We start from the raw sequence: 20,258 nt of genomic DNA on the forward strand, positions 1-20,258 counted from the left end.
AGAAAAAAATAATCAAGGCTACTCTTAATTACATTATTTACGCATGTATTAAGTACAATAAACAAAAAAATAACCTGATGTTTAAAATCATTATCAAGATAATTTTTATGGAAGAATAAACTTATCTACTCATCTAGCGGATAAGATCACAAGTAGTATGATGATTATCACATTTATAGGGAAAAGTTTGAAACGGAGAATTTTTCGCAAACTCATAGCTCTTTCATGCGATGATACAGAACCTTATGAAAAACAACTTGAATGAAGCAACCATCGTGAAAAAGGAAGAGCACTTTTATTATTAACTTCGTATAAAAACAATCGATATCATCTCTAGAAAAAGCATTCAAAGCAACGAAATTATCGTATCATTTTTTACACTTTTCCGTATTTTTGTGAAAGCAATTCGCGGACCTCATCAGCTATTTTAGTTCCACGACTTGCACAACTGACCTTAATCAACCGATGCAAACTTTCTGGTATATCAATCGTGAGGCGCTTCATACCTCCACTCATGCTCCCTTTGTGGCTTCCTACCCATGCATCCGCTGTTAAAGGGATTGATTTATTCGTTGGTTTTGTGCCGATTTTAATTTTTTTATTCATCGTGCTAACTCCTTGATTTCCGCTGCAACCGCTTCAATCTCTGCTGCTGCTGGTCCTTGCTTATCAACTTCATAAACCGCCTTCCCCTGTGCTGCTGCTTCTGCAAAAATCACACGCTGCGCAACGCTAGAAGAAAGAACATGTACGGGGTATATGCCAAGAGCTTCGTTCACATCACGCCCTATCGCTGTATTGACGATTTTACGATTAATAACAAAAGCAGATTTGAGATTTTCTTTATAAACACGTGCTTCGTCAATCAGCTTTACAATTCCATCCGCTGCCCAAATATCATAGGGACTAGGCAAAACAGGGATAAGCACCAAATCCGAAGCCATAAGAGCACTACGAGCAAGATCAGTTACACGCGGAGGACCATCGATAATAATATGATCATAACCATGACCAATCTGTGTAATCTCTTTGTGAACCGTTGCACGCGGTAAACCAATAACCGAAAACAAAGGTGCATCTTCACGCGCAGCAGCCCAATCCAATGCGCTTCCCTGTGGGTCAACATCAATAAGCAATACCCGTGTACCAGTACGTGCAAAACTGGCAGCAAGATTAACACTCAACGTCGTTTTTCCGACACCTCCCTTTTGATTCAAAAGTCCAATGATCATCCATTACGCCTTTCAGTATTATCGTTTTTACGATTATACTGAAAGTAATAAAAGAAACAAGCATCCAATACGTGCAAAATAATCATTTCTCCCATTTTCAGGATAAATAATAATAGCCCGCAATTTTTTATAATATTCTTTAACATGAGCAAAACATTATGAAGATGATATTCTTGAAAATAACAAAATAAATTTAAAAGAGGCATGCTCTTCCCCCCCACCCTAAAACGAAGATTCTTAAATCCATGTCGATCTGTAAACAATGCGCTGTAAATGATCCAGCTTCTTATTTTGCACCGGCCTTTTGGGATTCTCCCTTCATGCAATCCACTTAATGCAACTCTACAAACAAGCTCCACTCTGAATATACAACAAACTATAAGGAGAATTCATTGTTTTGCACGTTGAATGAGAGAGCCGAAATCAGGAAGATTCTCTCATTTCATGCCTCTTATATTAAATTAATCAAAATCATATCTCTTGTACGTACAAGCAGGGCTGGCGTGTGGGTAAAAACTGTACAAGAAAGGATTTAAAATGCTTCTTATGCAGAATCTCAAGTACCAAGAACTATTACAATATTGGAGGTTGGCAAATATAACAATGGTACCGACTTCCTTCTTCATAAGCGTAAAAAGGGTGGTGATCCATGAATTTTATACTCTTTGACGCTCGACAGAGTAAAATGGGCTTAAGAGAAATAAGGGTACCTCTAGCAAGCGCGTAAACAAACAACACAATGAAATGTCTATGCTGAGTAAACACTATAGATTATCCATAAAGACCAAACATCCGTCTTTTATAAGATCGCATAACGAACATGTTGCGGAGTGAGATATTTTGCATCTTACAGCTCATTTTTCCCAAATAGATCTTCTCGACAAAAAGAATATTTTTGTTAAGATGCCACTGAAAAACTTACCTTCATTATGTTCTTTCTATATACCAGACCAGAGGGTATCGTGAAGATCGTGCAATTGGGAATAAACAAAAATGAATTTACAACAAATTGAACCTGATATTTTTATCAGCGCCCAACTTAGCATAGAAAATATCAAAACATTGGCACAAGCTGGTTTTAAAACAATTATCTGTAACCGCCCCGATCACGAAGAGCTCCATCAACCTGACTTTTCTAGCATTAAAACGGTCGCAAATGAATATGGCATAAAAGCCTATCACATTCCCATTTCTCCTCCAACTATAGAAAAGTCAGCTGTTGAAGCCATGCAAACAATTTTAAAAACAGCCTCTCTGCCTCTTCTTGCCTATTGTCATCACGGATCACGCTCGCTGCATCTTTATCGTTTAGCGCGTCTTTAAACAGAGGGTTCGCACATTTCCTACGCACCTTAAAAGACGAAAATTCTTAAATACGCATCGATTTGTAAAAAACAATCTGTCAATAATCTTTGTTTTGCGCCTTTCCTTTGGCTTGCCACTTCATAAAACTCTACAAGCAAGCTTTGCTCCTCAATATACAACAAGCATACACACCCGAAGCCATAAAAATGCGTGAAAATTCATATGATGATCGAAGAAAATTATTTTCACCTCACCTTTTATCACTGCTCCACCTTCTTTTTCTCTTCCTTTACCAATACGAGCTCATTCGTACGCCACAGACACCTAAAACGATAGTAAAACCACTAAGAAAACCCATATTCCGAATAAACGGCATGCAGAGTATTTTATAAAAAAGCCGTAAGCCATAATCTATGATTAACTGCGACATATTGATTTATAACAATTAATTATTTTGCACGTTGAGTGATAAATCCTAATACCGTAAGATTCTCTCAAGTCTATTTATAGTGAATCAATCAAAAGCGTGTTTCTTGCATGTCACAAGCAAGAAATATTCGTGTGAAATAAAACGAGTTAAGAACAAACTCTCATAAACGCTCTCAAATAGCCAAGACTGTACAACACTAAAGGCTTGTCAATATAACGGATGGTGTCGGATTGCTCTTTTATTAGGCATAAAGATGATAGCGCTCAACGGAGCTTTCAAGATACCATTCATGAGAGCCATCATGAAAATGAATATGAGAAGCGTTGAGAGATATTTCTTTAAAAGAAGTGCATAAATTAGCAAAACAAGGATATTCCAGCATTTTATTTTACCTGTAGGGCGTGATATCCTATTCAAAGAACAACAAAAGCCTAAAGCTGTTATTTTCATGATTTAAGAGATATTGCTCTGAACCCTTTTGAAAGTAGCAAAGCCTAATTTAAAAAAGACTGTCATCTGGACTGATTTTCCCCTTTATAACTTCATATTTTTCCCCAATAAGGCTGTAAACCGGTTTCAGAGATTATCCAAATGAATATAGCAATAGACTCTCCCCATCTGGTATACAAAAGCTGTAACAGCAGAGAGAGCACTAAAGCGTTTTAATCTTTGTCTCAAACATACTGCTCGCGTTGAGGAACACTAAAGAAAAAGTTTTATAAGAAAAACAATACGATACAGTCACGAATAGACCGAACATAGATTGGAAAGATGTTCTAACTTTTATCCAATATTTCTATCAAAAAACAACAAAACATTATTGGCTTTGTATTTTCATATCCTTACAAGACTGTCTTTCCTTTTCATTATGGGCGTTACATTTGTGAAAGACAAAGGAAATATATGGATAGTTTTTAACTTGAAAATCTGAAAGATTGACGTGTTACGACAACAAAATTGTGCCTTTATCCATCAAAAGCATTAGAAATTTTGAAACAATACACCTGCTTTCTCGCAATGATTTCTTTTATCTACAATCAATCGCAGTCTCCTTAATATGCATTCCCCATCACAATATACAAGAGAAACGAAACTTAAAGCATTTTCCAGCAGCTTCATTCTCGTTTACGTGATTGGTCAGCACGAAAACTGCTGCTGACCACTAATCTTCTTCACAAGACTCGACAAACAAAACTTTTTTAAAAATATTCATTACATAATACAAAATATCACATGCGTAAGGTTACACGAACCAACTCTCATCATAAACGATGATACAGCATAAATGACATAATAAGCCAAATTAAAAAAAAGAAACAATAAACTTTTAAATAAAAAAAGTCATCAATTAAATTTTATCAAACTATAAGCTTAAGATCGCAAGAAATTTTAAAAACAGCCTTTCTCCTTCTTCACGTCTATTAGTGCTAAATAGGCTGGTTGCTTATTCTTTACTGCATCTTTTATGATAAGTTTTAACGTATCAGAAAGAAACAAGCAGTAAAGTTTTGAATGATAACAAAAACCATAACGTTAACTTTGAAAAAAATGATGCCAAAATCAGATCTTCAGATATTCGATTCTCCCTCTCAACAACGGAAAAAACATATATTCCACGATGTTTTGGAATATATCTTTGTGATTATAATCACTTTAAGTGCTATTTTTACGGCTCTTCTCTCTTTTTCAGATCAGTTTAGGACATATTTGTAAAAGTAAGCAGCCTATCCAACGTTGATAATGGTTGTACTGTCTTTAAAATTTCTTTTGCTTTTTTTTCATCACGATGCATTTGCGCAATCAAAGGTTCAAGCCCATCAAATTTTTCTTGTCCTCGCAAAAACTGGAAAAAAGAAACGGTACAGCTTTCCCCATAAAGGTCGTCGTTAAAGTCAAACAAATAGGTTTCCAAAAGGGGCGCCCCATCCTTAACAACCGTTGGACGACAACCAAAGCTTGCAACACCATCATACAAAACACCGTTCGCACGACGCAAACGTACCGCATAAACACCATGAGCCAAACGAACTTGGGGAGGCAACATTTGATTAGCGGTAGGAAATCCCAAAAGACGTCCAAGTTTTTCACCTTGAATAATATTGGAGCGTATCCGATAGTGATACCCTAACAAATGGGCTGCTTTGTCCACTTCCCCTTGTGAGAGAAGTTGCCGAATAAAACTCGAGGAAATGATCAAAGATTGTGACTCTTGAGGACGAGCAACGCAAGGAACTTGCACAACCTCAAACCCATATTTCTCTCCTCTTTGGCAAAGAAGATGTACATTTCCACTTTTCTGATGACCAAATTGAAAATTTTCGCCTGTCACCACAACTGAAACATCAAAAACTTCCTTTAAAAACGACTTAATAAATTCGTCCGCTGAAAGAGCGGCAAACTGTGCATCAAAGGGCTGTTCAATCACGCCGTCAAAACCAAGGGTTTTAAAAATTTCAGCTTTTTCAGCTGCCTCTGTCAAACGATAGACAGGAGCTGAATGTTGAAAAAAACTTCTTGGATGGGGTTCAAAAGTTAAAACAACAGCTGGTTTCTTTTTTATACGCGCGAAATCAAGTGCTTTTTGCAACACCACCTGATGCCCACAATGAACACCATCAAAATTTCCAAGTGCCAACACTGCTCCCCGCCAAGCCGAGGGAAACATATGAATTCCCTGAAGACGCAAAAAATTAGTCATTACTGAAGTGCCCACATGATTGCTTGTGGTTTATAACCATGATGTTCAAGAAAAGAATGCAAAGCTTGCTTATCAACCACACCCTTTTGCGTATAATCATAATGATGAATCCCCCCCATAATATAAAGGGCATCAAGACCAAAATGAGCCGCCCCCTTAATATCCGTTAAAAGACCATCACCAATAGCTAAAACTTGACTTTTTTCTACTGTTCCCCGTATTTTTTGAAGTTTTTCAAAGGCACATTCATAAATAGGCGCGTGAGGTTTTCCAGCAATGCGCACCTCCCCCCCTAATTGTTGATAAAGACGAGCCAATGCACCAGCGCACCAAAATTCTTTATTTCCATAATGGACAATCACATCTGGGTTCGCACAAATAAAAGGTAAATTCCGCGACCGCATGCGACGAAACATCTCCTCATAAGCAGAGGGTTCTTCGTCAAAATCTTCCAGAAAACCGCTACAGACGACAACAGAAGCCTCCCATTCTTCAACAAATTCACACTCTAACCCTTCAAACAGCACCAAATCACGTTGTGAACCAATGAAAAAAACTTTACGTGGAGCAGTCTGAATGAGATCGCGCGTTACATCCCCTGAAGTGATAATGGCATCATAATAGTCGCTATGAACATTCATGCTTTGTAATTGAGCAGCAACATCTTCCTGTAGCCGAGGAGAATTGGTTAATAAAATGACAGTTTTTCCCATTTGTCGGATTTTATACAACGCCTTCAACGCTGGTTCAAATGCATGCACACCGTTATGCACAACACCCCACACATCACAAAAAACAGCATCATAATGCGCTATAATAGTCTCAATATGGGTAAGTTCATTCATGGAGCACCTATCTCTATTTGTCATTTAAAGCTGTCTTTTACTTCAAAACTACTTACCGAAAGATAATACTTGTGTCATCTGCTTTCTCAAACCATATCCCAACTTTTTATCGTCTATAGAGATCATAAGAAATGATAAAATAACTAAGTTATCATTAAGTTGTGCAAAATTCTAAAATGCTTGATAGCAAAAGCTTATCATTCCCCAATGCTATTTTTCTCATAAAATTTTTAATTCTAACAACAACGACGTTAATAGAGTTTTTTATCTAAAATACTCAAATTCTTCACTGAGAAAATAAACGTATCCCCCTCTTAAAAACATGCATCATGAGAAAGCCCAATATATTTTCTCATTTCAAATTTGTTTATATTGAATCAATCAAAACCTATTCGCTTACATATTATAAGCAGAGAGCGTACAGATAAAAACACGTGAAGAAAGAAAAAATAGCTCTTAGGCTCCCTTTCAAAGGCAAAAACTGTCGTAATATTTTGAACTGGCAGAGAGTATGTGCCGTCCGAGCATCTTTTTTTCAGTAAAGATAGCAATATAGCTTTTATCCCATTCATAGAGGCTTTTACGCTATATACTTTACGAAGCACCATTGTAAAATAGGCGCTAACATTGAGAAATATCTTCTAAAACAAACATGTGAATATACAACAATAAGATCTATAATGTTTTGAGTTTATTTTGCATGAGGGCTCTTTACTCATAAAAGCTTTCCCCTATCATCATGATATCTCAGACGCATCAAAACAAATCATTTTGATTATTGGTTAAGGACAGCACCGTAAGCGGTAACTTGAGCTTAAAAAACAAGGTTTACCTTCGTAAAATGCATATCTGATGTCATGAGTTGAGTAAGCAAACCTTAAAACTTTGAAAGGCAAACAACCTCCTATTAAAAAATCTATCCGTCTCAAGAAAAACTATTTTTATTGCCAATCTCCTAAAATTACTTTATGAATCGAAAAATGTTTTGATCGCATACGCAACGATCAAAAGGGGTCTTGAAAACCCGAAACCCTAGCGTAAAAATAAACCCACTATGTGGGTATCCCGGAATTCCGGGAGATTTTGCTATGTCCAGGTGCTCCAAGCACTAAAAGCAAAATGCTGACTAGGGTTCAGTGTTTTCAAGCTCCCGGAATACCAATGCGAGGGCGCTCGCACCTGGAGGAGGAAAATGCAAGCTCAAAATCTTAATATTGATCTTTTTGTAGGCAAAAAAATTCGCTTTAGGCGAAAAGTGCTAAAAATGTCTCAAAAAACATTAGGGCATCATTTAGGTGTCACTTTTCAACAAATCCAAAAGTATGAAAAAGGCTTAAATCGCGTGAGCGCAGAACGTTTAAAGGAAACTTCCGATATTTTGAATGTTCCACTTGCCTTTTTTTACACTGATATCATAAAAAAAGACAACGCCCCGTACCATTATGATGAAATCGCCTCGAGCAAAGAGGAATATTTGCTTTTAAAAAGTTTTAGAATCCTCACATCTGTCAAGCAGAAAGCGATTTTAAACTTAATTTGTGATCAAAATTAAAACGCTTTAAAAGCATAGCTATAAAGTGCTACACACCCTATTCTTGTCTTTCTCCCCACACCCCAAAAGGATGCCCCCCTCCTCAAACCGGTTGATAAACGATCCGCCTTTTCAAAAATAGCTCCTTCTCAGCTTCCCATTTCATATGGTTCCTTTCACAAAATTATATAAACAAGCCCTCCCTTGAATATTCATCACACTCTCTTATCAAAACACCCCATGTATAAAGTTTTATGTCTTATATCACCACACCCGCAAACAATAGCGTTTTACAGCACAACAGAATAAGTATTTATCTGTATTTAAAGAGTGGCCCCCTTTTCGCTATGGACGCTCTATTTATTTTAAATGATGTACATTTAATATACCTGCTATTAAAGACTTAGTATCTGTTATAAAGTCTTAAAGGCATATTTTCCCTCTAAAATCTCAATGCTACACCAACTCTATCATAAGGCAACACATTGATTTATAAAGATAATTTATTATTTTACATGTTGAATGAGAATCCAGAATATCGTAAGATTCTTTCATTTCAGACTTGTTCCATGTTGAATCAACCAAAACTATATCTCTTGCAGGTTACAAGTGGGAAGAGGCGTATGGATAAAACTATTAAGTAAGAATTAAAAATGCCTCAAACGAACCGTCTCAATTACCAAGAGCTGTAAACAACACCCACAAGCTGACAAACTGTGTGATGGTGCAAGGCTTACTCCGTTATGAAGCGTAAAGATGGGGGGCTCAATGGATTTACCGTTATACCCTTTACGAACAGCGTCGCAAAATAGGCTTGGATACCTTGAGAAATATTTCTATAAGACAATGCTATCCTGTTTTCTCATGATCATAATCCTCAATCTAACAAAGATGAAACAAACAATAGGATTGCGAATATGATTTGGGGAGCTCATTTGAAAGATGAAAAATGATAAAAAATCCGCTATAACAATTGAAGAAGCGAGCATTCGTTGAGCCGTAACTTTTTTATTTTAGAATTTTTATATCACACTTTACTGTTGAGATGCATGACCACGGTCTGTAACATCAAGCTTTGGCGAGAAAAACATTTCAGTATCTGCTTGTAAAACATTTTGACAGTTTTTAGATTCCTTAACAGCTTGTCCTGAAAGAGAACACTTCGTTCCCCATTCTTCTCTTAATTTTGCATCTTTTTTTAAATCTTCTACGCTATAGGTTTTTCACACCCCACGACGAATAATAGAGTCATGCATAATAAATAATTTTTTTCATTTTACTCCTCTTTAAATACCTTATCTGTTAATATCATCCCCCCAAATGAAGGTTGAATTTTCACACTGTATGAGAATACAGCCTCACTATCACTTGCTTGCTTTCAAAGTGAATACTCTGAGTAAAATAACGCAAGAAGAGCTCACAATAGCCATCGTATGAGTTTGTCATAAAATACAATGAGAAGGGAAAGAGCCCAAACTGAATACAAATGATGAAATCAGAAGACGCATTAATGCTTTTGTCCAACTGATTTCAAATAGTTACATTGCAATAGGCATCGCCCCTAACCCTATAGAAAGCCTATGAGCATTATAATACTTAAGTCTCACGATCAATGGACTATGCAGCCATAACAAAAAAGTATGAGCTCTTTTTACCTATTTGTATGTTGATTATTGTTCCTCCATCGAGGACTAAATAGAAACGTTTTGTGATATATAGAAAAAAATCAGCAATGCAAATCATTTTACGAAGATTTCTTCGTGTAGAGTCTATTTGAAATCCATCCATCATTTGGAAGTCTGAATTTAAAAGCAGATAATTATGAAAGCTTTTCAAGGAATGCAACAGATTGATCACTTTTAAAGAAGTAAAAAACGTGATCCAATCCTGAAGACAAAAATTCTGATGAAAAAACTTTTGCTATGAATTCTTTTAAGGCATTGTGAAAGATTTTATCCGTTATATCAAACGTTACACCATTTTGGGGTCTGTTTATTTTTTACTTTTATCAACACCGCTCTAGAAATCCGTTTCTTGAGCGTTTTTTATCGCCTCACTTTCTCCTTCAAACACAAATACTCAAAAATGCTTTGCCACCAACAATGACATTTTCCTGCTTTTATAAAACACATAAGTAAAAATAGAGAAGCGATTTTGAAAGCAACCCTCCCTTGAAAAGGGAAGTACCATCCATTTACTTCCTAAACGAAAATAATCTCACCGTTTATTCAAATTTGCTCTACGATTTGGTACAATTTTATTGATAAAGTTTTCTCTATAAAAATTTAAGTAAATATGTTCGTTAAAACCAATCATAGACTAGCAAAGGGGTTATAGGATCCATTATCTCGCCGCCATTTTAAAGGTTCAGTGAAATCACTCGACCAAAGACCAATCTTATTGCCACGTGCTTTTTCTTCCGCATGATGATACTGGGCTGGAATAGGATTTTTCCCCTCTTTTGAGAGTACCAACATACCTTCTTTAAGACCTTCCTCAGCTAAATCAACCCCTTGAACAAAACATTGTGCATAATAAACACCATTGTGCATCAAAGCCTGTTTACAGGATAAATCCTGCCCAAGTGTTTTGGTGACAAGCCAAGCCGTTGTAACCGCACCACAGGGCCATTCTTGATCATTTAATCTTGCTTTTTGACGGGGTGCACATGTGTCCACACCATAAAGATGAATATCACGGGAGATATGTGAGCGCCAAGATTGTGCAGCAGGCGTCAGTAATTTAAATGTAACCCCACTTGTAACAGAAGCCTTACCATGAAAAACAACAGCATTATTTGCAACATCATTTAATGAAACACTCTTCTGCAAATCGAGAGCTGGTTCATTTTTTTCTAATTGCTGTTTGGTGATAGATCTACCCAACTTTTTTTCTTCTCGATAGAGATCGACAATATCTTGGATATCTTGCGTCTCAAATGTTTTAAGAATGCTGAAATCCATTTTATCTTTATATTGGCTTAATCCCCACACCGTAGCCCCCATAATGTAAATAATAACAATCAATTTAAATAGCATCTCTTAACACGCTCGCTCAAAAAATTCGTTTTTTTCCTATCATGTCAGATTATTGATCAGCAATCCCCTTGTTTTTAAAGAAAAAATCCAAATATAAGTGTTGCAGATTAACTACATTTTGTAAAGAATGATATTCTTTCTTTCATTATTTTAATATTGTTATTTTTACCAATATACACAACTTAAAATTGCCATTTTCATGTAACACAATCTCAATTTGAAAAGACTTCTGTCTCTTTACGAAGAAGAGCTTGAGAGTGAACAGATCCACGATCAAGGCTTTTAAAACAAACAAACGAGAAGAATTAAACTGTCATCAAATGACAGCACTTTCCAGTTTGTTAGAGGCAATGGAATGTCGACATATGAACAAATATTATTTGTTAAAGAGAGGTAAAATGACAGATAATAGATTCCAAAACATCATTTTTATCGTGACCATGCTGCTTTTTACGGCAGTTTTTGTATCTGATTTTTCTTATGCTGCTTCTTCTACTACTGGTGGAGGTGGTCTGGGAAATCTTGATGGTGTTTTAGGCAACATTGTCACAATGATGACGGGTCCAACGGCAAAGCTTATTGCTATTATATGTGTTGCTGCTGTGGGGATTGGCTGGATGTACGGCTTTATTGATTTACGCAAAGCAGCTTACTGTGTTCTGGGGATTGCTATTGTTTTTGGTGCCCCTGCTCTTGTCGGTAAATTAGCGGGCACAACATAAATGAACGAAGATACTCTTTTCCTTGCCTGTACGCGCCCAGCCATGTTTGCTGGTGTTACAATGGAAGCCATGGCGCTCAATGTCATGGCGACATCCATTCTTTTCATTTTGACCAGTGATTTTACCATGTTTGGTCTTGGGATTGGGATACACTTTATTTTGCGAGAAGTGACAAAGTACGATCACAACCAATTTCGCGTATTATTTGCATGGCTCAATACCCGAGGAAAACAAAAAAACCTCAACCGATGGGGAGGAGGTTCAACCTCCCCTTTACGCCTTATCCGCACTTATAAGGAACTAAGCTGAAGGAACGAAATTGGTGAAACAGATGTCAATAATGAAACGGGAAACTTTGCCTGAAGAATATATTCCCTATATACGCTACATCAACCAACATGTCGTTGCTTTAAATTCACGCTGTTTAATGGTTGTGATGGCTGTTGAAGGTATAAATTTCGACACCGCGGATATTGATCAATTAAATTCTTTACACAACCAATTAAACACCCTTTTAAAAAATATCGCAGATGAACGGCTTGCTTTATATTCTCACATCATCCGCCGCCGTGAAACGATATACCCAGAGGGTCATTTTCTTTCATCTTTTGCAACAACATTAGATGAAAAATATAAAAAGAAAATGGTTTCGCAAGAACTGTATAGAAATGATCTATTTATTTCACTGCTTTGGAATCCGGCCGCGGATAAAACAGAAAAGCTGGTTTCATTTTTTCAGCGCTTGAGCAAAGCCAAGAAAACACAATCTGAGCCCGACGAGGAAGCTATTCGTAAACTCGAAGAGTTAAGTCAAGATCTTATGCAAGGTTTGGAAGAGTATGAAGTCCGTCTGCTATCCATCTATGAACATGAAGGACTTTTATTTGCCGAACAAAGTGAATTTCTCCACCAGCTAGTAGGGGGAAGACGTGAGCGTATTCCTCTCACATTTGGAACTATTGCTTCAACAATTTACTCGGATCGTGTTATTTTTGGGAAAGAAATTATCGAAATTCGCCATGAAAGCAATGAACGCTTTGTGGGCATGTTTGGATGGAAAGAGTATCCTTCTAAAACACGCCCAGGTATGACTGATGGTCTGCTTACGGTGCCATTTGAATTCATCTTAACACAATCCTTTGTCTTTAAAAGTAAGGCAGCCGCCAGTGCGATTATGAGCCGCAAACAAAATCAAATGATCAATGCAGCTGACCGTGCTAGCTCACAAATCGATGCACTGGATGAAGCGCTAGATGATTTAGAATCAAACCGTTTTGTTTTGGGAGAACACCACATTTCTTTAGCTGTTTTTGCTGATCATCCTAAAATATTGTCTGAAAACTTATCAAAAGCACGTTCCCATTTAACCAATGGAGGAGCCGTGATTGCCAGAGAAGATTTAGGATTGGAAGCAGCATGGTGGGCACAGCTTCCTGGAAACTTTAGCTATCGTGCGCGTTCAGGCGCCATTACCAGCAGAAATTTTGCCGCTTTATCGCCCTTCCATTCTTTCCCTGTTGGCAAACTGAACGATAATGTTTGGGGAGCTGCTGTCGCATTGCTAAAAACACAGGCTGGTTCACCTTACTATTTTAATTTTCATTATGGCGATCTTGGCAACACATTTGTTTGTGGTCCATCAGGATCTGGTAAAACAGTGATTGTTAATTTTCTTCTTGCACAATTACAAAAACACAATCCAACAATGGTTTTTTTTGATAAAGATCAAGGAGCAGAGATTTTTGTACGGGCTGGAGGAGGGAAATACAAACCTTTAAAAAATGGGCAGCCCACGGGTATTGCTCCCTTAAAGGGCATGGAATACACCGAAAAAAATAAAATCTTTCTTCGTAATTGGATCTTAAAGCTGGTGACCGCTGAAGGGCAAATCGTAACAGAAGAAGAGCGACAAGATATCGCCAAAGCCATTGATTCCTTGGAAAACTTACCCCCAACCCAGCGCTCTCTTGGTGCCCTTCAACTGTTTTTTGACAACACATCCAAAGAAGGAATTGCCATACGGCTGCAACGCTGGATTAGAGGCAATGATTTAGGATGGGTTTTTGATAATGACCAAGATGATCTCAATTTAAATGCGCAGTTCATTGGCTATGACATGACCGATTTCTTAGATAATGAAGAAATTCGGCGCCCCTTAATGATGTATCTCTTTCACCGCATTCTTGATCTGATTGATGGGCGGCGCATCATTATCGTCGTTGATGAATTCTGGAAAGCTTTAGAAGATGATTCATTTAAAGCTTTTGCGCAAGATCGGCTAAAAACAATTCGTAAACAAAATGGCATGATGCTCTTTGCAACACAAAGCCCTAAAGATGCTTTGAACTCAACAATCGCGCACACAATCATTGAGCAATGCCCCACCCAAATATTTTTTCCAAATCAAAAAGCAAATTACAATGATTATGTCGAAGCTTTCAAACTTACTGAGCGTGAATTTGAACTGATACAGTCAGAGTTAAGCAGAGAGTCCCGTCGTTTTCTCATCAAACAAGGACAAAGTTCCGTCGTTGCAGAACTTAACTTACGTGGAATGAATGATGAGATCGCCGTTTTAAGCGGCACAACAAAAAACATTGAACTCATGAATGAAATTATCAACGAATATGGAGCTGCCCCTGACAAATGGCTGCCCATATTTTATCAAAGGAGAAAAAATCAATGAAAAAATATGGCTTAGTTACACTGTTATCTTTTTCTTTTATTTCTCATGCAATAGCGCAAACAACATCTGATGTGGATGAATATTATAAACAAGCACTCGAGAACACACAAAAATTAGATGCTGCAAAATCAGAAACAGCTGAAAACATTTATAAAAGCGCAACTGAAACTGCAAAAAAAATCAAAGACATAAGTCAACAACTTGAAAATATTAAATCAAAACCAGACACAAAACCAGAAGAATTGCAAGCCCTTCGACAAGATCTTCAAGTAAAGCTTTCTCTTCTTCAAGCCGATCTTCAAGTAGCTTCTTTAAAACTTCAGTCTCTTGATATGATTCAAGCAAGAGATACGAAGACAAAAGATGAATTACGTGAAGAAAAGGAACAAAAAAAGCATAAATATCTTGAGGCACAATTAAAAGAAAAAGAAAAAGAATTAAAAGAAAAACTTGAAAGTACAAGTACAAATGTCAGACTTTAGTTTTTCTCCCTTTGAAAGCGTTTCTGGGTATATTTTAAAACCCCTTGATAATGTGATGGACACGACGGTGAGTGGGCTGTCTTCTGCTATTTCAGCGCCCTTAAATCTCGCCGCAATCATTTTTATCTTTCTTTATGGCTATAATGTTATGACAGGTCGCGTTGCGCTTTCCATGCATAGTCTTCTCAATAATGTTGTTAAAATCGTTGTTGTTACAACAATGGCAACGAATGCGGATACATTTAATACTTATGTCAAGGATATTTTCTTCAATGATTTATCCAATGCTATTGGGAATGCGCTTAACAGTAATCCTGCAAGCTCCAATGTTTTTGATTATATTTTGTTAAAGGCAAGTTCGCGTTATCAAGAAGTCTTATACAATGCTTGGTTTTTTGAAAAGATCATTGTGGGTCTTCTTGGTTCTATCATGCTTCTCGCGGTTATTCTTTTTTGTATAGGTGGTTTTATTGTGCAAATGTTTGCACAAGTTGCACTCGTCATGATTATAGGTCTTGGGCCTCTATTCATTAGTTTGTATTTGTTCAATGCAACGCGAAAATACTCCGATGCATGGATTACAACTTTGATCAATTTTACCATTTTACAAGTTCTCGTAATCATGCTTGGAACCATTATATGTCAAGTTATCCTACAGGTTCTCAAAGTTTCATATGAATCAATTTATGTTCTTTTTCCCCCTGTCATCGTCATTTCGATCATAGGAGTTATTATCTTCCGTGCGCTTCCTGGTATTGCAACAGCGCTGGCCTCTGGCGGACCATACTTTAACGCTGGTGTCTCTTCAGGAGGACAGATTTTTACAATGCTTTCCAATGGTGCAAGAGCGAGTGGCAATGCAGTAAAAAGTGCCACTTCACAAATCTCAGGAGCTGCCGGTAACGCTGTTAGAAGTGCGGCAGGGGCAGCAGCAAAAGCAGGTAAATCTGGAGGCGGTCGTGGTCGATTTTAAGATAAAGCACCTCTTTAAAAGAATAAGCATTTTTGTTTTTGCCTTGTGTGCGCCCTTTGGCGTACACGCCATGATCCTGTTCCAGATAAGATCTAACATCTTGGGTCTAACAATAAAACCAATCAAAACCTTGCATCACATAAACTTGTAAAAATGTTCAGAACAAAGGCTCTCATGCATTGTATTCCAAGATATTTGTGAGTTCAAAAAATGAAACGAAAAATAACTTTTGTTATGGTCCTAACAATCGCTCTTACTGGTTGTGCCTCTTTGAGTGGCCCTAAAAAACCACCACGCTGTAATGGCAAACATACACGCGCTTTAAATAAAGATAAGTGGAATTGGGACAATAAAAACATTGTCTACCCAGAAAAGAGTGTAAAGCCTGTTACCACTCCCATCATTCTCAATACTTTGGAAAGTGAAAAAGTAACAGCCAATTCAGCTTTATTAAAGCCGGTTATTCATGAAGCACGATCTGATAAAACTGTGGAGGTTATGCGTGAAAAGTGATGCCCTTGAAGAATATATAAAAGAAGCGCGCTCATTTGACATTGATCGCATGCATAGCATGCGCGTGCGGATGAAAATCTCCATGGCTTTAACAGTGCTTTTTGGATTGATGACAATTGCGCTGGCTTTAGCTGTCGCAGCTTTGACACCTTTGAAAACGGTAGAGCCTTTTGTTATCCGCGTTGATAACTCAACAGGCATTATTGATACTGTAAGCGCCCTAAAAGAATCCCCTAACGACTATGATGAAGCGATAACGCGTTATTTTGCCAGCCAATATGTTCGCGCTCGTGAAGGTTTTCAAGCATCAGAAGCAGAAAACAATTTTCGCTTAGTCTCTCTTTTATCTTCTCCAAAAGAACAAAACCGTTTTGCAAAATGGTACGCGGGCAATAATCCAGAAAGTCCGCAAAATATTTATCATAACATGATTGCTACGATCACAATCAAATCAATCTCTTTTATAAGTAAAGATCTTATCCAAGTTCGTTACTATAAAACGATCAGAGACTTGAATGAAAAAGAAAATATTTCCCATTGGATTTCAATCTTAAATTTTTCCTACGTGAACGCACACATTTCAACGTCTGATCGTCTTATCAACCCTCTTGGTTTTCAAGTATCGGAATATAGATCTGATCCAGAGGTGATAAAATGATCAGACTTTTACAAACAATCTCTTTAATTTTTACGATCACTGTCAGCTTCCACACAGCTCTCTCACTTGCGGAAACAGCGCCTGTCAGTGCACGTAAAGATAACCGCATCAGATTTGTCAATTATGACCCCTACAACGTCGTACAAATCATTGGCTCCATTCGCTCTTCGGTTCAACTAGAATTTGCCGTTGATGAAGAAGTAACCTATGTAGGAATTGGAAATTCGGTTGCTTGGCAAGTTGCACCGGCTGGACACTTTGTTTTTCTCAAACCACGTGAAGTCCAGCCTGTGACAAATTTACAAATTGTCACAAGCCGCCAAGATGGAACACAACGCTCTTATCAATTCGAGCTACAAGTCCGTGAAGGCGATGTTTCAGCCGGCAATGAGACGTATTTCTTGGTAAAGTTTCGTTATCCAGAAGATGAAGCCTTACGTAAGAAATTAGCCGAAGCAGAAAAAGAAAAACAACGTGAAGAAAACTTTGTCAATGATATTTTAAATATCCATGAAGATTTTGGACCACGCAATTGGGCTTATGAAGCTCAAGGCTCATCTCTTATTGAACCTGCTTCTGTCTATGATAATGGGAAAACAACAACCTTTACCTTTTTAGGCAACATTGAAATCCCTGCCATTTACATTGTATCGCCTGATGGGCAAGAAGCGCTTATTCCCAAATCGATTAAAGGCAACAAGGTTATTGTTCATGCAACAGCTGCACAATTCACGCTACGACGTGGGAATGAAGTATTGTGCATCTTTAACAAAAGGTTCGTACCAAAAGGAATTAATCCTGAAACAGGTACGACATCACCATCTGTACAACGTAAAGTGAACCTAGGAAGCAGCCATGAATAACACCGTGGATGAAAAAAGCATTAATGATCGCGATACAATAAAAAATGCTCAAGGGAAAAGTCAACAGAACAATGTGGGGAAAGCTATTGCTCTTATTATTCTTTTCAGTGTCTGTCTTTATTTAACCTATTCAACACTTGTTACAGACAAAAAGCAACCAATTGAATCTTCAAAAGAAGGAAAAGTTATAAAACAAACAGAGCTTTTTCGTCCTGCAAAGCCTACCCCTCCCCCCTTTGAACAGCCTCAACGAAATAACGCTCTATTACCAAAAGTCGAGCTACCAACACCAAACATCAATCAATTAAATTCTGATAACTCACTGCTGGAAGCAGCACAACGTGCTCCTGTATTAGCTTATGCAAGTACACAACAAGGCAAAATAGATTCACAAACAAATAATGGTGCTTTGCCTCACCAACTTGAAAGCAAACCTGATGAAACGACACAACGTTTTAATCATCTTCTCAAACCCACAGTGCTTGAAGGTATTCGTGCTTCAACCCTTGGCAATCGAAACTACATCATCGCGATGGGAACTTCTATTCCTTGTATTTTAGAAACAGCCATCAACAGTGATCAACAAGGTTTTGCCAGTTGTATCATCTCCAGAGATATCTTATCAGACAATGGTCGTGTTGTGCTTCTTGATAAAGGCACCCAAATTGTTGGTGAATATCGCGCCGGATTGAAAAAAGGCCAAACACGTCTCTTTGTACTATGGAATAGAGCAAAAACCCCCAATGGTATCATTATATCTTTAGCTTCACCGGCAACGGATGCTTTAGGGCGTTCTGGTATGGATGGAGATATTGATAACCATTGGCTCGAGAGGATTGGGTCTGCGCTTCTTGTCTCACTAATAAAAGATGCAACACACTATGCCAATAAACGTTTATCAAAAAAACAGGAAAAAGAAGAAACTGAAACAATCTCTTCAGGACAAAACATCGCAAACATTCTCGTAGAAAATTACGCCAATATTCCTCCAACATTATCCAAAAACCAAGGGGAAATGGTGAATATCTTTGTTGCCCGCGATTTAGATTTTTCCAGCGTTTATAAATTGAAAGTCATCGAAAACAAAAAACAGATTATCAATCGAGCTGTTTCAAGAAACTTTTACAAAAATTCGGCGGTAACTTTAGAATGAACTCAAACTTACATACCATGAGCGATGAAACCGTTGCGATTGTTCTCACAAAACTTGAACCCATCAGTGCTTTTTTGAAAGATGATAGACTCTTTGAAATTGTTATCAATCGTCCCTATCAAGTCATGACTGAAGGATTTGATGGATGGAAAACAATAGAAGCACCGGGGCTCTCTTTTAATGAGCTTATGGGGATTGCGAAAGTTGTCGCATCCTATTCCAAGCAAAACATATCGGACAAAAACCCAATATTATCTGCAACGCTACCAGGCAATGAGCGTATTCAAATTGTCATTCCGCCCGCTGTCGAAAAAGACACGATTAGTATGACAATTCGTAAACCGTCATCGCAGAGTTTTTCTCTCGAAGAGCTCGCAAATAAGGGCCTCTTCTCGCTCTGTGAACAGATCTCTTTCACACCCTTGAATGACTATCATTCTCGTTTTAACGAACTCAAAATCATCGAGCATAAATTAGCCAATGCCTACTGTAATAAAGACTTTGTCTCTTTTTTAAATCAAGCTGTAGAATGCCAGAAAAATATTTTAATTGCGGGAAAAACCGGTTCGGGTAAAACAACATTATCAAAAGCATTAATCGCAAAAATCCCTCAAGAAGAGCGTATTATCACCATCGAAGACACACAAGAATTGGTGATACCACACCCTAACCATGTCTCAATGTTCTATTCAAAAGATGGACAAGGCTTAGCCTCCGTTGGCCCCAAAGAGTTGCTTGAATCATCTTTACGGATGCGTCCTGATCGTATTCTTTTGCAAGAACTTCGAGATGGTACAGCCTTTTATTATATCCGCAATGTCAATTCAGGCCATCCAGGTTCCATTACGACGGTTCACGCATCAACAGCACTTGCAGCCTTTGAGCAGATGACCCTTTTGGTCAAAGAAAGTGAAGGCGGTGGTGATTTAGAGCGTGATGATATTCGAGGCCTGTTGATTTCAATGATTGATATCATCATCCAATGCAAACGGATTGAAGGAAAATTTAAGGTCACAGAAATTTATTACGATCCCTTCAAACAACGAAACATCTTTGGAGGTGACTAAAAGAAGATCACACCGGCTGCCAAAGGCTCTTTTAAAGCAACGATTGCAAATAAGAGAAAAAA

General features: G+C 37.7%; 17 protein-coding genes and 1 pseudogene. 12 read left to right on the forward strand and 6 right to left on the reverse strand.

The features are described 5' to 3' along the window. Positions 1-375 precede the first annotated feature (375 nt). Positions 376-606 (reverse strand): plasmid partition protein ParG, encoded by a 231-nt coding sequence (locus tag ACFIMS_RS07465; protein WP_273790969.1) that lies wholly within the window; start codon positions 604-606, stop codon positions 376-378. After that, complete coding sequence (gene parA, locus ACFIMS_RS07470) at positions 603-1,232, reverse strand: ParA family partition ATPase (RefSeq protein ID WP_375653186.1); 630 nt, start codon at positions 1,230-1,232, stop codon at positions 603-605. Before parA ends, ACFIMS_RS07465 begins: the two co-directional genes overlap by 4 nt. A gap of 993 nt (positions 1,233-2,225) precedes the next feature. Between parA and ACFIMS_RS07475 the strand changes: the two genes are divergently transcribed. After that, positions 2,226-2,555, forward strand: coding sequence for a TIGR01244 family sulfur transferase (locus ACFIMS_RS07475; protein ID WP_375610590.1), 330 nt, complete (start codon positions 2,226-2,228; stop codon positions 2,553-2,555). A gap of 2,108 nt (positions 2,556-4,663) precedes the next feature. Here the strand turns inward: ACFIMS_RS07475 and ACFIMS_RS07480 are convergent. Together ACFIMS_RS07480 and ACFIMS_RS07485 are read right to left on the reverse strand one after the other, a co-directional pair. Then, positions 4,664-5,665, reverse strand: coding sequence for a bifunctional riboflavin kinase/FAD synthetase (locus ACFIMS_RS07480; protein ID WP_375638600.1), 1,002 nt, complete (start codon positions 5,663-5,665; stop codon positions 4,664-4,666). Next, positions 5,665-6,510, reverse strand: coding sequence for a TIGR01459 family HAD-type hydrolase (locus ACFIMS_RS07485; protein ID WP_375610592.1), 846 nt, complete (start codon positions 6,508-6,510; stop codon positions 5,665-5,667). Before ACFIMS_RS07485 ends, ACFIMS_RS07480 begins: the two co-directional genes overlap by 1 nt. Positions 6,511-7,702: 1,192 nt before the next feature. On the opposite strand from ACFIMS_RS07485, the gene ACFIMS_RS07490 reads away from it, so the two are divergent. Next, positions 7,703-8,062, forward strand: a complete 360-nt coding sequence (locus ACFIMS_RS07490; RefSeq protein ID WP_375696557.1) for a helix-turn-helix domain-containing protein — start codon at positions 7,703-7,705, stop codon at positions 8,060-8,062. 1,013 nt (positions 8,063-9,075) lie between these two features. Here ACFIMS_RS07490 and ACFIMS_RS07495 read toward each other — a convergent pair. Both ACFIMS_RS07495 and ACFIMS_RS07500 read right to left on the reverse strand, forming a co-directional pair. Further along, a pseudogene (locus ACFIMS_RS07495) lies at positions 9,076-9,204 on the reverse strand (hypothetical protein); the annotation flags it as partial. Positions 9,205-10,353: 1,149 nt separating this feature from the next. Then, on the reverse strand, positions 10,354-11,079 hold the full coding sequence (locus ACFIMS_RS07500) for a hypothetical protein (protein ID WP_375696558.1): 726 nt from the start codon (positions 11,077-11,079) through the stop codon (positions 10,354-10,356). A 398-nt stretch (positions 11,080-11,477) separates the two neighbouring features. On the opposite strand from ACFIMS_RS07500, the gene ACFIMS_RS07505 reads away from it, so the two are divergent. The 10 genes from ACFIMS_RS07505 (at position 11,478) to virB11 (ending at position 20,196) form a co-directional block, all read left to right on the forward strand. Then, a complete protein-coding gene (locus ACFIMS_RS07505; protein ID WP_375613587.1) occupies positions 11,478-11,801 on the forward strand; it encodes a TrbC/VirB2 family protein in 324 nt (107 codons plus the stop codon). Beyond that, positions 11,802-12,110, forward strand: coding sequence for a type IV secretion system protein VirB3 (locus ACFIMS_RS07510; protein ID WP_273723684.1), 309 nt, complete (start codon positions 11,802-11,804; stop codon positions 12,108-12,110). It abuts the gene before it with no gap. A 22-nt stretch (positions 12,111-12,132) separates the two neighbouring features. Continuing rightward, complete coding sequence (locus ACFIMS_RS07515; protein WP_375612194.1) at positions 12,133-14,487, forward strand: VirB4 family type IV secretion/conjugal transfer ATPase; 2,355 nt, start codon at positions 12,133-12,135, stop codon at positions 14,485-14,487. Beyond that, entirely contained in the window at positions 14,484-14,969 is a 486-nt protein-coding gene (locus tag ACFIMS_RS07520) for a type IV secretion system protein VirB5 (RefSeq protein ID WP_375612193.1), read from the forward strand. Before ACFIMS_RS07515 ends, ACFIMS_RS07520 begins: the two co-directional genes overlap by 4 nt. Further along, positions 14,956-15,942 carry a type IV secretion system protein gene (locus ACFIMS_RS07525; protein WP_375610597.1) on the forward strand — a complete coding sequence of 329 codons (987 nt, stop codon included), beginning with the start codon at positions 14,956-14,958 and terminating at the stop codon, positions 15,940-15,942. The genes ACFIMS_RS07520 and ACFIMS_RS07525 overlap by 14 nt, the downstream gene beginning before the upstream one ends. A gap of 210 nt (positions 15,943-16,152) precedes the next feature. Next, positions 16,153-16,455 (forward strand): type IV secretion system protein VirB7, encoded by a 303-nt coding sequence (locus ACFIMS_RS07530; RefSeq protein WP_375610598.1) that lies wholly within the window; start codon positions 16,153-16,155, stop codon positions 16,453-16,455. Then, positions 16,409-17,113 carry a virB8 family protein gene (locus tag ACFIMS_RS07535; RefSeq protein ID WP_375610599.1) on the forward strand — a complete coding sequence of 235 codons (705 nt, stop codon included), beginning with the start codon at positions 16,409-16,411 and terminating at the stop codon, positions 17,111-17,113. The genes ACFIMS_RS07530 and ACFIMS_RS07535 overlap by 47 nt, the downstream gene beginning before the upstream one ends. Continuing rightward, positions 17,110-17,976 carry a P-type conjugative transfer protein VirB9 gene (gene virB9 / locus ACFIMS_RS07540; protein WP_375612192.1) on the forward strand — a complete coding sequence of 289 codons (867 nt, stop codon included), beginning with the start codon at positions 17,110-17,112 and terminating at the stop codon, positions 17,974-17,976. Before ACFIMS_RS07535 ends, virB9 begins: the two co-directional genes overlap by 4 nt. Then, entirely contained in the window at positions 17,969-19,129 is a 1,161-nt protein-coding gene (gene virB10 / locus ACFIMS_RS07545) for a type IV secretion system protein VirB10 (RefSeq protein WP_375632458.1), read from the forward strand. Before virB9 ends, virB10 begins: the two co-directional genes overlap by 8 nt. Next, positions 19,126-20,196 (forward strand): P-type DNA transfer ATPase VirB11, encoded by a 1,071-nt coding sequence (gene virB11, locus ACFIMS_RS07550; protein ID WP_375627906.1) that lies wholly within the window; start codon positions 19,126-19,128, stop codon positions 20,194-20,196. The genes virB10 and virB11 overlap by 4 nt, the downstream gene beginning before the upstream one ends. Positions 20,197-20,258: the final 62 nt, after the last annotated feature.

This window comes from Bartonella sp. AP331QHHD, assembly GCF_042195905.1.
Lineage (GTDB): Bacteria > Pseudomonadota > Alphaproteobacteria > Rhizobiales > Rhizobiaceae > Bartonella.